The 14,327-nt window shown below is 51.1% G+C and carries 11 protein-coding genes; 1 reads left to right on the top strand and 10 read right to left on the bottom strand.

What is annotated here, in order from left to right; genetic code table 11:
• Positions 1–133: 133 nt before the first annotated feature.
• Genes mukB through cmoM form a run of 4 tightly spaced genes read right to left on the bottom strand, consistent with a single transcriptional unit; the run spans position 134 to position 7,379 of the window.
• The gene (mukB, locus tag M975_RS04145) at positions 134–4,582 is read right to left on the bottom strand and encodes a chromosome partition protein MukB (RefSeq protein ID WP_064557540.1); all 4,449 of its coding nucleotides are present in this window, start codon (positions 4,580–4,582) and stop codon (positions 134–136) included.
• Positions 4,579–5,295 (bottom strand): chromosome partition protein MukE, encoded by a 717-nt coding sequence (gene mukE / locus M975_RS04140; protein ID WP_064557538.1) that lies wholly within the window; start codon positions 5,293–5,295, stop codon positions 4,579–4,581. The genes mukB and mukE overlap by 4 nt, the downstream gene beginning before the upstream one ends.
• A complete protein-coding gene (gene mukF, locus M975_RS04135; RefSeq protein ID WP_064557536.1) occupies positions 5,276–6,598 on the bottom strand; it encodes a chromosome partition protein MukF in 1,323 nt (440 codons plus the stop codon). Before mukF ends, mukE begins: the two co-directional genes overlap by 20 nt.
• Positions 6,591–7,379: a tRNA uridine 5-oxyacetic acid(34) methyltransferase CmoM gene (gene cmoM, locus M975_RS04130; RefSeq protein ID WP_064557533.1), complete on the bottom strand. Its 789-nt coding sequence runs from the start codon at positions 7,377–7,379 to the stop codon at positions 6,591–6,593. The genes mukF and cmoM overlap by 8 nt, the downstream gene beginning before the upstream one ends.
• Positions 7,380–7,514: 135 nt before the next feature.
• Between cmoM and elyC the strand changes: the two genes are divergently transcribed.
• Positions 7,515–8,291: an envelope biogenesis factor ElyC gene (elyC, locus tag M975_RS04125; RefSeq protein WP_064557531.1), complete on the top strand. Its 777-nt coding sequence runs from the start codon at positions 7,515–7,517 to the stop codon at positions 8,289–8,291.
• On the opposite strand, the gene M975_RS04120 is transcribed toward elyC, so the two are convergent.
• The 6 genes from M975_RS04120 to msbA all read right to left on the bottom strand — a co-directional run bounded on the left by M975_RS04120 (position 8,271) and on the right by msbA (position 14,302).
• The gene (locus tag M975_RS04120) at positions 8,271–9,164 is read right to left on the bottom strand and encodes a YcbJ family phosphotransferase (RefSeq protein WP_064557529.1); all 894 of its coding nucleotides are present in this window, start codon (positions 9,162–9,164) and stop codon (positions 8,271–8,273) included. The two genes, elyC and M975_RS04120, sit on opposite strands and share 21 nt — an antisense overlap.
• Before the next feature lie 151 nt (positions 9,165–9,315).
• The gene (gene kdsB / locus M975_RS04115) at positions 9,316–10,062 is read right to left on the bottom strand and encodes a 3-deoxy-manno-octulosonate cytidylyltransferase (protein WP_064557527.1); all 747 of its coding nucleotides are present in this window, start codon (positions 10,060–10,062) and stop codon (positions 9,316–9,318) included.
• The gene (gene ycaR / locus M975_RS04110; protein ID WP_034456356.1) at positions 10,059–10,241 is read right to left on the bottom strand and encodes a protein YcaR; all 183 of its coding nucleotides are present in this window, start codon (positions 10,239–10,241) and stop codon (positions 10,059–10,061) included. Before ycaR ends, kdsB begins: the two co-directional genes overlap by 4 nt.
• A gap of 46 nt (positions 10,242–10,287) precedes the next feature.
• Positions 10,288–11,523, bottom strand: coding sequence for a winged helix-turn-helix domain-containing protein (locus M975_RS04105; protein ID WP_064557525.1), 1,236 nt, complete (start codon positions 11,521–11,523; stop codon positions 10,288–10,290).
• 50 nt (positions 11,524–11,573) lie between these two features.
• Positions 11,574–12,557, bottom strand: coding sequence for a tetraacyldisaccharide 4'-kinase (gene lpxK / locus M975_RS04100; protein ID WP_064557523.1), 984 nt, complete (start codon positions 12,555–12,557; stop codon positions 11,574–11,576).
• Complete coding sequence (gene msbA, locus M975_RS04095) at positions 12,554–14,302, bottom strand: lipid A ABC transporter ATP-binding protein/permease MsbA (RefSeq protein WP_064557521.1); 1,749 nt, start codon at positions 14,300–14,302, stop codon at positions 12,554–12,556. The genes lpxK and msbA overlap by 4 nt, the downstream gene beginning before the upstream one ends.
• Positions 14,303–14,327 lie beyond the last annotated feature (25 nt).

The following is a 14,327-nucleotide window of genomic DNA, read 5'->3' as shown; positions in this document are numbered from 1 at the left end:
ATCACCCAGATTTTGTCGCTGGGTTTTAATAGTCAGTATATAAACAGCGAATAGTATTTGCCCGTATAAATGTAAATAAAATTAAAGATTAAGATTCTTGATAAAAGAAAACGCGGGCCGTAGCCCGCGATTCTTATGATGCATCTATTGTGTCAGCAACGGGGTCAGGAAGCGGCGGTGCAAAGCCTCTGAGCCCGACAACGTGAACGTGTTCGTGGTTCTGAACCACCTTACGAACCAGCTTATAAGTGGTGCCTTTTTCCGGGCTGATGTTCTCAGGCGCTGCAATGATCAGTTGCATTTCAAGGCGTTCGCACAGCTCAAACAACGTCGCAATCGACTTCGCATCCAGTCGTGCTGCTTCATCAAGGAACAGCAAGCGGCATGGTGATATGTCTTTACCACGCAGTCGGCGTGACTCTTCTTCCCAGCTCTGAACAACCATCACCAGAATTGACATTCCGGTACCGATAGCTTCACCCGTCGACAAAGCACCACTTTCTGCACGCAGCCAGCCATCTGACCCACGGTTTACTTCAACTTCCATTTCCAGGTAATTGCGGTAATCCAGGAGTTCTTCACCAATGGTTTGCGGTGTGCGCTGACCCATATCAATTTGCGGATTAAGGCGTTGATACAGTTTTGCTAATGCTTCCGAGAAAGTCAGACGGTTACTGTTAAACAGATCCTGATGTTGCTCGTGCTGTTCTGACAGTACATTCAGTAAGGTTGCATGCGTTTCACGCACGTTCACATTTAAACGCACGCTATTAACCTGACCGAAGGAGACGCTTTGCAGCCCCTGGTTCAGCATGCGGATACGGTTTTGCTCGCGCTGAATCGTCTTACGAATGATGTTTGCCGCGCTGCGTGAACTGATGGCCAGTTTTTGCTCGCGCGAGGTCAGCTCTTCTGTCAGACGGCTCAGTTCAATTTCCATCTGCTCGATGGCTTCCACCGGATCGTCAGTACGGATAATGTCCTGGCGAATACGCTCACGCAGGTGCTGATAAACAGCAACGAAGAACTGAATCTTACGCTCAGGGCGCTTCGGATCTTCGGACATGCGCAGCACATCACGCAGGTGTTCGTTATCGGCAACCGCCAGACGCAAGGCACCCAACGCTTTATCCGAGATAGAACGCAGCTCGTCACCCGACACGTACGCCAGTTCGCGGCGATGCAAACGGCGTTCTACGCCATTTTCTTTCACCATGCGCATCACGGCACACCAACCCGCTTTCGCTGTGACAACATGTTCACGCATTTCGAAATAGCTGCGTTCCAGTTGCTTGAGCTTACGAGTCAGGTTGCTCATTTCCGCTTCACACATGGTCAGCGCTTTTTCAAGCTGATTGCGGCGGGAACGGTTGTTGCTCAATGCAGAGTGCAATTCGTCACGGCGTGCACGCGCACGTTCTTCAGCACCGATATCAGCACGAACACCGATATCCTGGAGTTCTTTGTGCAGGTCGGTTAACAGCTCTTTTTTGGTATCAAACGAACTTTTTAGCGACGCCATTAACTGGCTGAATTGACTGAGCTGCTGCGCATGGCTGCGCAGTGCTTCGCGTGAACGCGTACGCTCCGCTTCCGCCTGCTCCAGACGATTACGCAGTTTTTCATTCAAATCGCTATTGCCGTCGAGCATAGCGGCTGAGTCAGAGTAACCAAAGTGTGCGCGACGCTGCACCACTTCAGTTAATGCAAACGCCTGCTGGCGTGCATCACGCTGAACTTGTTGCGCGTACTGATAATCTTCTTTCAGCTGTTCGAACTGCTCAGGGTCACTTTGCAGAACAGAGGCTACAGCTTCGAGTTTCGCCAGTTGATTGCCAAACTGTTGCAGGAAGCGTGCGGCTTCTTGCGCTTCGTCGAGGCGTTCACGAATTTCATCACAACGGTCAGCCAGCGTTTCATCACTCAGCAAACTGATGCGCGGCAACAGGCGATTGAGTTGATCAACGCCCTCTTTCGCCTGCTCATATTGCTGGCGCTGTTGCTGGTTATCATTTTCATGACTGTTGATAGCGCGTTCAACTTCGCCACGGCGAGAATTGAGCTGACGAATTTCTTCTTCAGGGTCGTCATCAAACGCCACGCCCAAATGCTGGCCGATGAAACGGCTAAAGGCCTGATGCAAACGCTGAGATTTCTGAACGTCAAACGACAAAGTCGCGAAACGTTCCGCCAGGGTTTCACGCTCAGCATGCAGTTTTTCAAGGCGATTCTCACGCGCTGCACGACCAAACAGTGGCAATACTGGCAAACGGGAATAACGCCACTGGCGCTCGCCAGTTTTTATCAGAACTGCAGCATTGAGCTCTTCAACGGTGAATACGCTGTCATCGAAGGAAGACGGGTCCCCTTCAATCAAATACAGATCTTCCGGGCAATCTTCGAGATTATCCAGTTGCTCGCGGACCAGTGATAAATCTGGAACCACGATCGCATGACGAGATGGCCCATAAATCGCTGAGAAATACGGAGCGTCATCAATGCTAATGTCGTCATAAATTTCTGACAACAGCACGCCGCCAAAACGTTCAGCCAGCGCATTCAGACGTGAGTCTTCAGCACCACCGGGTTGACTCAGGCGTTCAATTTCGTCGTCGATAGCACGTTTACGCGCACCAACTTCATCACGCTCAACCGTAACTTCACGCTCACGCTCAAGCAGTTGCTGCATGTATTCAGTAACTTGCTGGCTGCTTTCAAACTGCTCATGGCTCTGCTCGCACAACTGCGTGAGGCTGGTTTGTGCCGCAAGCCAGATAGGTGCACGCTGTTGAAGGCGTTTAATACGCGACTGAATTTGCTCTTGTTCCTGGCGCAAGTTGGCACGCAGGTCGCTGGCATCAGAAACGCGTTGCTGCAAAGTTTCGATGCGCTCTGAAAGCTCATCATGCAGCACTTCAAGATCTTCAGGATCGAAGTGTTTGCCCTGGCGCTTACAGAACTCCGCGAGCAGGCGTTCAGCTTCTTGCTGTTCGCGCAGGCGTTGTTCAAGTTCATTGAGTCGTGACCTGAGCGGCTGAACTTGCTCCATCAAATGACGCTGGTTATTACTATTGCGTAGCAATTCACGCGCAACATTCCAGGCGTCACTGCGGCTCACCGGGCCATTAATAGCGGTGACAAGCTGGAAAGCATGCTCAAACTGGCTATGCGCCGTTTGTGCCACACTCATTTTCTGTTCCAGGGTCAGCAGTTTTTCTGTTGTTTCCTGCTCTTTTGCCTGGTAAGTTTCCAGCCACTCTTCAGCGCTTTCAGCGCTCAAGTCAGGCAGGTGGCACAGCGAACGCGCGCGTTCCAGTGCCTGTAATGCTTGCTGATACTGAATCGCTCGCGTCTGCTGCACATCAAGTGCTTGCTGGTAATCGGCAAGCTGGTTCTTCAGCTCATCAACTTCCAGCTCTGCCGCTTCGGCGCGTGCTTCGTTCTCTTCTTGCTGCTCTGAGGCTTCGGCAACAATTTCATTTTGTTCTTCGAGGCGCATCTGCAGTTCATCGAGATCAGCTTCGTAACGCTCGATTTTTTCCTGCTGGCGAATCGCCGTTTGCACCAGATTCAGGTGGTCACTGGCCGCCTGGTAATCTGTTTCCAGATCCCCTTCCGAGCCGCTTTGTTCGGCAAGCTCACGCGCCATCTCGACATGTTTGTATTGTTCGGCAGCCAGTTGCTTACGGCTGGTCAACAATTCACGGCGGAATTCGAGCGCCTTATCTAAATGAATGCGGCGTTCGTTAGCATGACGCATGTAGTCCGCAGCCACATAGTTGGTGGCTTCAGAAATCAAATGCTTGAACAAATCGCGATCAGACTGGGTGACGCGAATCGCTTCAAGCGTCATCCGGTTTTCACGTAATGCCGCTTCCATATCCTGGAACGCTTTACGCACGCCGCCATTTTCAGGCAGCAAATAGTCGCGCAGAGAGCGGGTAATGGCACTGGAAATCCCGCCATACAGCGAGGCTTCAATCAGGCGATAGTACTTGCTACGGTCCGAGGCGCTGCGCAGACGACGCGCAACAATACCCAAATCGAACATCAGTGAGTGGTAATCAGTAATCGAGTTGAACTGTTTAAATTGAACGCCTTCGATGGCTTCCACTTTATCTTTCAGTTCTTGCAGACTCAGAACGCGAGCCTGACGTTCGTTTAGCGTTTCCGTCAGCAACTGAGTCGGCTGAATGGAAGAAGGTAAACCTTGAATCGCAAACGGCTTGATATCGACTTTACGGTCGCGGCCAGCCACTTGTTGCAGACGCACACCGACCACAACGCGCTGGTTGCGTGAGTTAACCACATCGAGCAAGGAGTAGCAGACACCCGCTTTTAGCTTACCGTGCAGACCCTTGTCACGTGAACCTGATGTGGCCCCCGCTTCGGTGGTGTTACGGAAGTGCAGCAGTGTTAAATCCGGGATTAGTGCGGTAACGAATGCCGCCATGGTGGTGGATTTACCGGCACCGTTACCACCAGAAAGTGTGGTGACCAGTTCATCCAAATCAAAAGTACGCGCGAAGAAACCGTTCCAGTTAATCAGCGTTAGTGAGCGAAACTTTCCGCGTTCAATCATTCCTGTTCATCCTCCGCGTTATCCTGAGCAATTTGCGACTCTTCAGTTTCGTCATTGAGTTGCAAACGAGTTTCTACCGGCATCGCTTCACCATCACGGATCATGCGTAATTGCGCTTCACGCGCATCGTCACCGGCACGCACATCGGCGCCAAAGCGGAATACGGATTCAGTAATGCGGAATTTGCTGCTGTCGTGGCCCATAAACCAGATCATGCCAAGACGGCGTAAACGCGTTAACGAGGCCCGAACTTTTTCCTGCAGCTTTTGGCGGTCGAGATCGGAACCGGTTGAACGGTTGTTCACAAGCTTAAGCAGCTTGCTTTCATCCGCCAGCGTTAAAAGTTCATCGTACAGCTCAGCCTGGGTGAAAATACCTTCGTTCGCCAAACGTTCCGGACTCAAATAGAGGTAACAAAGAATTTTACCCACCATCATGTCCACTTCGGACAGCACAGAACGCGGAATAAGCGTGGTGGAACGCGGACGCAAATAGAAGAAACCTTCCGGCGCACGAATCAGCTCCACATTATAACGGGTGTAAAACTCTTCCAGTTCGTCCTGGAAATCCATCAAATATGCATGATTGTCCAGTTCATCGAGCCCAACATGGCGGCCAGCGCGTAGTTGGCTATCGAGTGCTGGAAATAACGGATTGGCCAACGCCTGTGCCAGTTTTACTGGCATCACTTTTTCAATATTTGTTGATGACATGCGCCTGTACCTTGGCTCCGTAATCGTTAATTGCCTGCCACTGTGGCGGCAAGCCAGTAAAGTCTTCTTCAGCCACACCCAGACGTACAGCCTGGTCGACTACGATTCTCGCCACATCAAAGTGGCGGGCGCGTGGGTATTGCGCCAGATAGTCCCGCATTACAACACCTAAATCTAGCGGCACTTGTCTGGTTTTGTAGACCTGGAGAGCCGCTTCGATCATTGCGGCAAGCTGTTCGCGGATTTCATTAAACTCTTCGAATTCCAGGTCGCTTGGCAATTCGCCCATCACTTCATCGTCGCGCAGCGTCATTTCTTCATCACGCATATCCAGCAGACGATCGGCGTTGGCGTAGGTCAGAGCCCACGGCGCATCAAAGTAGTTTTGAACCGAAACGCGTAAACGCTGTGCAAAGACACGGTTTTTATCCATGTCGATGGCGGTACGGATGAACTTATGAACGTGGCGGTCATAGCCAATCCACAGGTCGATGGCATGCTGGCCCCAGCTGACGATTCGGTCGAGCTTGCTTTGCAGATCAAACACCAGGCGATCGACAAAATGCAGATCGTCACGCCCAAGAATGGCATCCTGAATACGTAACAAGTTAGCCTGGAGTTTATCGCCCGCGGCTTCAAGGGTGTCCTGCAATTCACGCAGCGTGCCAGAAGTTTCCGACAACAGCATTTCGCAGCTGGAGATGGCCGCACGCCAGTCTTTATTCAGCAGTTGCGCGATATCATCTTTAACCTGTTGCTGGTGTTCATCCATGATGCGCTGTGTGAGATCGATGCTGTCAAAAATCTCGGCGACGGAATATTTCAATGGCGCGAAAACGTTGCGATGCCAGTGGAACTCATCACCGCCTTCATCCGCAGAGTCGGCTGCACGTTTCAATTCGCCGGCAACTATCGACAACTGCATAGATAAACGCAGCGTTGAAAACTCACGCTGACGAATGTAGTAATCGGTAATGCCAATGCCGAGTGGCGTCAGGCGATAAATGGCATTGCCTTCATTGATTTCGCTGACGAAACGGTTGATCAAACGCTGACGCACCATGTCATTGATGGCGTTATTGGCACGAACGTTAATTGTTTCGCTGGTTTGATCAAACCCTTCGCTTACATGACGGAAAGCGTCTATCAGTTCGCCTTCACTCATTTCGCCGTCAAGCCGCTCACCGTTTAAGGTGGCGATCGCTAACAGAAACGTCAGGCGTTCTGTAGGTAACGAAATCGAATAGTCATTTTTCCTGGCCCAGGCAACCAGCTCCGGCACTGTCTGGGAAACATCACTCATAATTTTTCCTTGGCTCAAGCGGCTTGATTGCTGTCACGTGGATATAGCGGCCGAGGCTAACAAAAGGTTCCTGGCGGCAATAACGCGTTTCCAGTTCAAGCAAATTCTCAAAACCATCGCGTTGTTTATGCTTATCGCGCAAGTAATCGTGGAATACTCGCACACCGGTTTTACCGGTAATTTGCCAGCCAATTTGCTCCAGCCAGTGATAAACCTGTTCTGGCTGCAGCGGATTGTCAGGCGAAAGCGTTTTCCGTTTGTTCTTTTTCATACCCTGAAGAACATATTCAAAGTTGCCGACAAACATGTTCCGCATCAGCAAGCCGTTAGCATTGTAGAACATCAGGGATAAAGCACCGCCGGGTGCAAGGCAATCCCAAAGTGTTTTGAGCACGGCTTGTGGATCGACGACCCATTCCAGCACCGCGTGGAACAATATCAGATCAACGGGTTTTTCCAAATGTTGACCAATATCCTGAGCGGAGGAATGTACGAAATGCATGTTGCTGCTCACACCTTTCTCTTCGGCCTGAGCCTGAGCCCGGGAAATCATCTCAGCGGAAACATCGCAAAGCAGAACTTCATGGCCCCGCTGCGCAAGACCGCACGCAGTTTGCCCTTCACCACCACCCGCATCCAGAACACGGATTTTCTCAGGTAGGGTTGCCAGCAAAGCATCAAGGTCTTGCCATAAGATGGCCTGGCGGAGCTGTCCTTTGGTTGTACCGTAAATGTTGCGTGAGAACTTCTCAGCAATATCATCAAAATTGCGGTCACGCACGGGTACGGCTCCATGGGGGAAAAGGGAACATACGACAAAGCGGGTATTTTGGCACAGCTGCGCCAGGAATGAACCCGTCTGGTGTAATATCACCAGCGTTTACCTGCTGTATGGCTAAAAAAGGACCCAAAATTCATGCTTTTTATCCTGAAAAAATTTATTGGCGGACTGTTACTGCCCTTACCTTTTTTATTATTGATGATGGGTGTAGCTCTTTGCTTACTGTGGTTCACGCGCTGGCAAAAAAGCGCCAAAGCACTCATGAGTGTGAGTTGGTTAATTTTACTTCTGATTAGCCTGCAACCGGTTGCCGACAAAATGCTCAAACCCATCGAGGATACCTACCCAACCTGGCGTGGTACTGAGAAAGTGGACTATATCGTGGTGCTCGGTGGAGGCTATACATGGAACCCAAAATGGGCACCAAGTTCCAATCTCATCAGCAATAGTTTGCCGCGCGTGGCCGAAGGAGTACGTCTGTGGCAGGCAAATCCTGGTGCAAAAATGATATTCACCGGCGCCAGAGCAATGACTAACCCGGTGAGTACCGCTGAAGCGGGTGCGAGAGTTGCCGAAAGTTTAGGTGTACCGCGCTCACAAATCATGACGCTTGATGAGCCTAAAGACACTGAAGAAGAAGCGGCCGCGGTGGCAAAAGCGATTGGCCAGCAACCGTTTTTGTTGGTGAGTTCCGCATCTCATTTGCCACGCGCGGTGATTTTCTTCCGCAATGCCGGTTTACAACCAATCCCAGCACCGGCAAACCAACTGGCGATAGAATCACCGCTTAACCCATGGGAGCGAATCACGCCATCTCCCGTCTGGTTGATGCACAGCGATCGCGTCGCTTATGAAACCCTGGGCCGTATCTGGCAATGGATGAAAGGTATTTCAGGCAATCCAGGGCAATAAGTTTTTCGCTGCAATATCGAAGGCGGGTCGATTCAGTCGCCCCGTCTGTAGCAATTGCGCTACGCCATCCCACAAGACATACAGCCAGCGCCGCCAAAGGAACGACTCCGCTACGGGTGCGCGTTGCAGGTAGTGCCACAGCAAGCTTTCTGACTGACCCTGTTCATACAGGCGGAATATTTCATATTCCCGCGGCGCCCAAAGCATCATCCCCGGGTTAACCATGGCCAGAAGCTGGTCGCTACGCCCGTCTTTCAGCATGCTGCTGAGTGTGAAGTTGCCGTGTATCAGAACACAGTTGTCGTTGAAATCTTCAAACAGGCGCGGCAAGCATTCCCGCGTGCGGAATAAAATGCGGCGATCCTGCATGGTCAGGCCATTGTTAGGGTATTGATTGAGTGTCACCCACAATGTTTCGACACGCTGCCGATACCATGAAGGCCAGATGTTTTCTTGTGTGCTGTCGACGTTGCCAACGCAACCACGGCTATCAACGCGGTGCCAGGCAAGCAGTCCTTCCACAATTTGATCTTTGAGATGCTCCCAACGATCGGGAGTTCGCGTTGGGGCTTCAACCGGAACGCCACGCAAGCGCTCCATCAACAGAACGTCAGGCCCTGGCGTGTCATCATGAGTGATCACGCCATAAACCACAGGCATGCGCACCGTTCCCGACCGCGCAAGCATCGACATTTTCCAGGCGAGCTGTGCTGCTAAACCGGGTGTCGTAAAACTTTTCGCCAGCAACGACATCGCGTTCCCGTCACTGTCATACAGCGACCATAAAGCGGTGTTGGGCTGTTCATTGATACACTCAATCCGGCTTAGTTTTTCACCCAGCAGATGACTCAATTCCTTGCGTAGCAACTCCATGACTCATTACCCCTGACAACACTGGTGGTTTTATAATGAGCCTGCGCAGGAAAGTTGTCATCACCTCAGATCAATATGCTGCCAGATAATAAAAAAACCGGCGCAAGGCACCGATTTTTTAGACGTGGATACAGGTAAATAATCATACCTGTTAACGCATGGCAACTCGCACACGCTCTAAATCTTCTGGCGTATCAACGCCAATACTCGGAATTTCTTTTGCGACCGCGACATGGATTTTTTCACCATTCCACAGCACGCGCAGTTGTTCGAGCATTTCGATTTGTTCGAGCTGGCTTGGCTCCCAGGTCACGTAACGACGGATGAAACCTGCGCGGTAGCCGTAGATACCGATGTGACGCAAAAGGGAATCACCAATCTGTTCACGCGATTGCGCAAAACGGTCTCTGTCCCATGGAATGGTCGCACGAGAGAAATAAAGCGCGTAGCCCTGCGCGTCCATGACCACTTTTACGGCGTTCGGATTGAACGCTTCTTCAGCAGAGTCAATTGGCACCGCCAGTGTCGCCATTCCCGCCTGGCTGTTCGCCAGATTGCTGGCAACCTGGCTAATGATTGCCGGAGGGATCATCGGCTCATCGCCCTGCACATTCACAATCACGGTGTCATCGCTAAAACCGCATTTTTCAATGACTTCAGCAAGACGCTCGGTACCCGACTGGTGATCGGCGCGGGTCATGCAAACTTCGCCGCCTGCGGCTTCAACTGCACGAGCGACTTCTTCATGATCGGTTGCAACAATAATACGTTCTGCACCCGATTCACGGGCACGTTCCATCACGTGAACGACCATCGGTTTGCCGTTGATATCTTTTAGCGGTTTGCCCGGCAAGCGTGTAGAGGCGTAGCGAGCAGGAATTATGGCCACAAAACTCATGGATTTTTCTCGTCAGAGGTCAGAACTCGAGCTTCAGTCTCCAGCAGCACTGGAATACCATCGCGCAGTGGAAACGCCAGATGATCAGGTTTGCAGATAAGCTCCTGCTTTTCCTGATTAAAGTACAGCTTGCCGTTACAAACCGGGCAAGCGATGATTTCAAGTAATCGATGATCCATGGTTACTCCAGAATGGCAGCTTTCAAAGGCGACAGAATAACATAACTCACTCGTGCATCGGGCTAATTTCCCAGCCCTCACCCCATGATGCCGCTAAGGCTGCGGGAATATTACCCAGTCGAATTTGCTTTGCCCCCTGCCAGTAAGCAAATTCGGTTATGGCTGTATGCAGGCCATTAATCAACGAGATGCCCGGCTTGACACCTTCTTCAAGATACAAGCTGATAATTTCCAGCTCGTCACTCTTGCGATGCATTTTGGCGTCCATTCTTCCCACCAACGCGCCTTGATGTAACAGCGGCAGGACAAAATATCCGAACTTGCGTTTAATCGCCGGGGTGTAACATTCGAGGCGATAAGAGAAGTTAAACAGTACTTCGGCACGCTTGCGGTCCCAGACGACAGGATCGAACGGCGATAGCACCGCACTATGGGTGGCACGCAGGGTATTTTTCTCAGCGTTTTCCAGCAAAGGCCATAGATCGCGGTGCAACCACATTTCGCCAATTCCCTCGACATCAACGGGAATGGCGATACCATTTTCCTGCCACTTGCTTAACAGTGGTTTCAGAGGGATGCTTTTCAAGCGGTAATAATCGGCCAGCCATTCAGGGCGAAAGATACCCAGGCTACGAGCGCTGTTTTCCAGCATTTGCTGTTCGGCATCGGCTTGCTGTATGAGGTGCAAATCGTCATTCCAGTGCGGCATCACCCGTGAGGTAAGATCGTATACACGCTGGAAATTGCGGCGCTCGACCACCATCACTTTCCCTGCGGTAAACAGGCCTTCAAGATGCTTTTTATGCGGTTTCCATTCCCACCAACCGCTGGCACCTTTGCGAGGGTGCTCAAAATCGACAGAACGCACCGGGCCATTATTTTCAATATGCACCAATAATTTTTCTATCTCTTCAGCATTCTCAACCATCCATTCTGGGCGATACTTCCAGCCCATTTTTTCAGGGTTCAGCATCCGATGACGGATTAATGAAAAGTCTTCTCTTGGCAGAAAGCACGCTTCGTGTGCCCAATACTCCATTAGATCGCCCTTGAGCAAAGCATCATCGAGCCAACTTTGTGGAAAGTTACCTATTCGGCTGAACAAGACCAGATATGGGCTGCGGGCAACAATGTTAATAGTGTCAATTTGAAGCAGTGACATGCGGGAAATAGTGGCAATGATATCGGCGGGTTTAGAACGGCGGCGGGGCTTAGCTAATAAGCCTTGTGCCGCAAGGTGCAGATGACGGGCGGCACGTAAAGTCAGTTGCGGTACAGACATGGAAGATACCTGTCGTCAGCAAACTCAAATGCTGGTGCAGTAACGTAGACTTATCGCACCAGCGCCAATAGTGACTGCAATAATTCGTCGGCCTGGGGTTGTGCAAGATGTGCGTCGACCGGCAAATACCACCAGTTATCATGCCCTGCCACAAACACACGGCACTTCACGGCATCTTTTTCAGTCATTAACAGGGTTTGCCCTGGTTGGACTAATTTCACGACATCACTTTCGCTCAGGGCCTGATGGTCTGCAAGGCTAACCGTTTGGACAGGCGTTACGCCGCATTGCTGTAACGTGGCAAAAAAACGAGGTGGATGGCCAATTCCTGCCATGGCGACCACGTTGTCCAGTGTGTGTACAGGTCGGTGCTCACCGGTTAATAAATTTACCGCATCACCCGGCCGTAGCGTCATGGCAATTTCGCCTGACTGGGCATCACCACCGTTGGTAATGACAGCATCAACGGATTTCAGCCGCCCTGTACGTTCACGCATTGGCCCGGCAGGAAGCCACCAGCCGTTACCGAACCGCCTGACACCATCAACAACCACAATTTCTTTATCACGCCCCAGGGCGTAATGCTGCAGTCCATCGTCAGTGATAATCAGCTGCGGTTGTACTTTTTCCACCAGCATTTGCACAGCGTCGCTTCGCCGAGGTGCGACGGCTACAGCAGCACCAGTGCGTTGGTAGATGAGGACGGGTTCATCGCCTGCCTGCAACGTCGTCGTGTTCTGGTCAAGTAACAACGGATAATGCGCAGATTTACCGCCGTAACCACGAGAAACAACACCAACGCGAATGCTGCGCTGCTGCAATTGTTCAACCAGCCAAATCACCACCGGCGTTTTACCGTTACCCCCTGCGGTCAGGTTCCCGACAACGACGACTGGAACCGGCGCACGCCAGCTTTTTTTAAAGCCTAACCGATAGCTAAGACGAATAGCACCGCTCACCAGGCCGTAAAGCCAGGAGAGCGGTAATAGCAAAAGGTAGAGGGGAGATTTCCCCGACCAAATGCGTTCTATCATTGCCCGAATTGCATCCTGTGCAATTGGGCATAAACACCACGATGCTCGATCAGTTCTGCGTGCGGGCCACGTTCCACGATACGACCGTCTTCAACAACCACGATCTCATCCGCCTGTTCGATGGTTGATAAGCGGTGAGCAATAACCAGCGAAGTACGGTTTTTCTGGAGCTCATCAAGTGCCGCCTGAATAGCACGTTCTGATTCAGTATCCAGCGCCGAGGTCGCTTCATCCAGAATCAGGATTGGGCTATCACGCAACAATGCACGGGCAATAGCGATGCGCTGACGCTGACCACCTGAAAGCAACACGCCATTTTCACCAATGACAGTATCGAGGCCATTTTCCATCTTACTGATGAAATCCATGGCGTAAGCCATGCGTGCAGCATTTTCGATATCGCTACGGCTGTATTGCTCTGTACGTGCGTAAGCAATGTTGTTGGCAATCGTGTCATTAAACAAATGGACGTTTTGCGAAACCAGAGCAACCTGGTTACGCAGCGAAGATAAGGTGTATTCACGAATATCTACGCCATCGATGGTAATGCTACCTTCCTGAATATCGTAAAAACGCGTCATCAGGCTGGCGATGGTTGATTTACCTGAGCCGGAACGCCCCACCAATGCCACTGTTTTACCAGCGGGAATAGTCAGGTCGATCTTGCGCAGTGCAGGTATTTCACGGCCAGGATAGGTAAAGGTCACGTCACGGAATGCAACATCGCCTTTCGCACGTTCAATGACGCGAGTTCCTTCGTCTTTCTCTTGCTCGGAATCGAGGATAGAGAACAGAGTCTGGCATGCCGCCATACCGCGCTGGAACTGGGCGTTGACGTTAGTCAGCGATTTCAGTGGGCGCATCAGGGCAATCATAGAAGAGAAGACAACGGTGATAGTACCCGCTGTCAGCGTTTCCATAACACTTGGGAAGCTTGCCGCATAAATCACGAACGCCAGCGCCAGGGATGCAATCAGCTGAATAATCGGGTCAGAAATAGACGAAGCCGATACCAGTTTCATACCCTGGCGACGCATACGGTTACTGACTTTGTTGAAACGCTCGGTTTCCACTTCCTGACCGCCAAAGATCAATACTTCTTTGTGACCTTTCAGCATCTGCTCCGCACTGGTCGTTACCTGCCCCATCGTGTTTTGCATATTTTTGCTGATGTTACGGAAACGTTTGGAGACCATGCGAATAGCAAAGGAAACGATAGGCGCAAGGACTATCAGAATCAGTGAAAGCTGCCAGCTATACCAGAACATCAGCACGAACAGGCCAATGATGGAGGCCCCTTCACGTACAACTGTTATCAATGCGCTAGATGAAGATGACGCAACTTGTTCAGAGTCGTAGGTAATACGCGAAAGCAGCGTACCCGTGGACTGTTGATCAAAGAACGAAACTGGCATTCCCATCATGTGACTGAACAGGCGACGACGCATGTTCATTACTACCTGCCCTGAAACCCAGGAAATGCAGTAGCTTGAGATGTAACTTGTGATACCGCGCATCACCATAAGCCCGATGACAACCAGCGGCATCCATAACAAAACGGATTTATCCGTTTTACCAAAACCATCATCCAGTAACGGTTTGAGCAGCGATAGCATAAAGGTATCGCTGGCTGCGTTGAGGATTAACGCAATCCCAGCCACGACCAGACCAGCTTTAAAAGGCGCAATCATCGGCCATAGGCGGCGGAAGGTCTGCAATGTGGAGAGATCTTTATCGTTCTGCATTAAGTCGAACCAGCATTTGATGAAA

Source organism: Buttiauxella brennerae ATCC 51605 (genome assembly GCF_001654925.1).
Lineage (GTDB): Bacteria > Pseudomonadota > Gammaproteobacteria > Enterobacterales > Enterobacteriaceae > Buttiauxella > Buttiauxella brennerae.
Note: the sequence above shows the minus strand (reverse complement) of the source record. Positions and strands in the feature narration are given on the sequence as shown.

Excerpts from the sequence above, each read along its gene's own strand:
- M975_RS04105 (WP_064557525.1), bottom strand. The coding sequence starts at position 11,523 with ATGTCTGTACCGCAACTGACTTTACGTGCCGCCCGTCATCTGCACCTT.
- mukB (WP_064557540.1), bottom strand. The coding sequence starts at position 4,582 with ATGATTGAACGCGGAAAGTTTCGCTCACTAACGCTGATTAACTGGAAC.
- M975_RS04120 (WP_064557529.1), bottom strand. The coding sequence starts at position 9,164 with ATGGAGTTGCTACGCAAGGAATTGAGTCATCTGCTGGGTGAAAAACTA.
- mukF (WP_064557536.1), bottom strand. The coding sequence starts at position 6,598 with ATGAGTGATGTTTCCCAGACAGTGCCGGAGCTGGTTGCCTGGGCCAGG.
- elyC (WP_064557531.1), top strand. The coding sequence starts at position 7,515 with ATGCTTTTTATCCTGAAAAAATTTATTGGCGGACTGTTACTGCCCTTA.
- lpxK (WP_064557523.1), bottom strand. The coding sequence starts at position 12,557 with ATGATAGAACGCATTTGGTCGGGGAAATCTCCCCTCTACCTTTTGCTA.
- kdsB (WP_064557527.1), bottom strand. The coding sequence starts at position 10,062 with ATGAGTTTTGTGGCCATAATTCCTGCTCGCTACGCCTCTACACGCTTG.
- ycaR (WP_034456356.1), bottom strand. The coding sequence starts at position 10,241 with ATGGATCATCGATTACTTGAAATCATCGCTTGCCCGGTTTGTAACGGC.
- mukE (WP_064557538.1), bottom strand. The coding sequence starts at position 5,295 with ATGTCATCAACAAATATTGAAAAAGTGATGCCAGTAAAACTGGCACAG.
- msbA (WP_064557521.1), bottom strand. The coding sequence starts at position 14,302 with ATGCAGAACGATAAAGATCTCTCCACATTGCAGACCTTCCGCCGCCTA.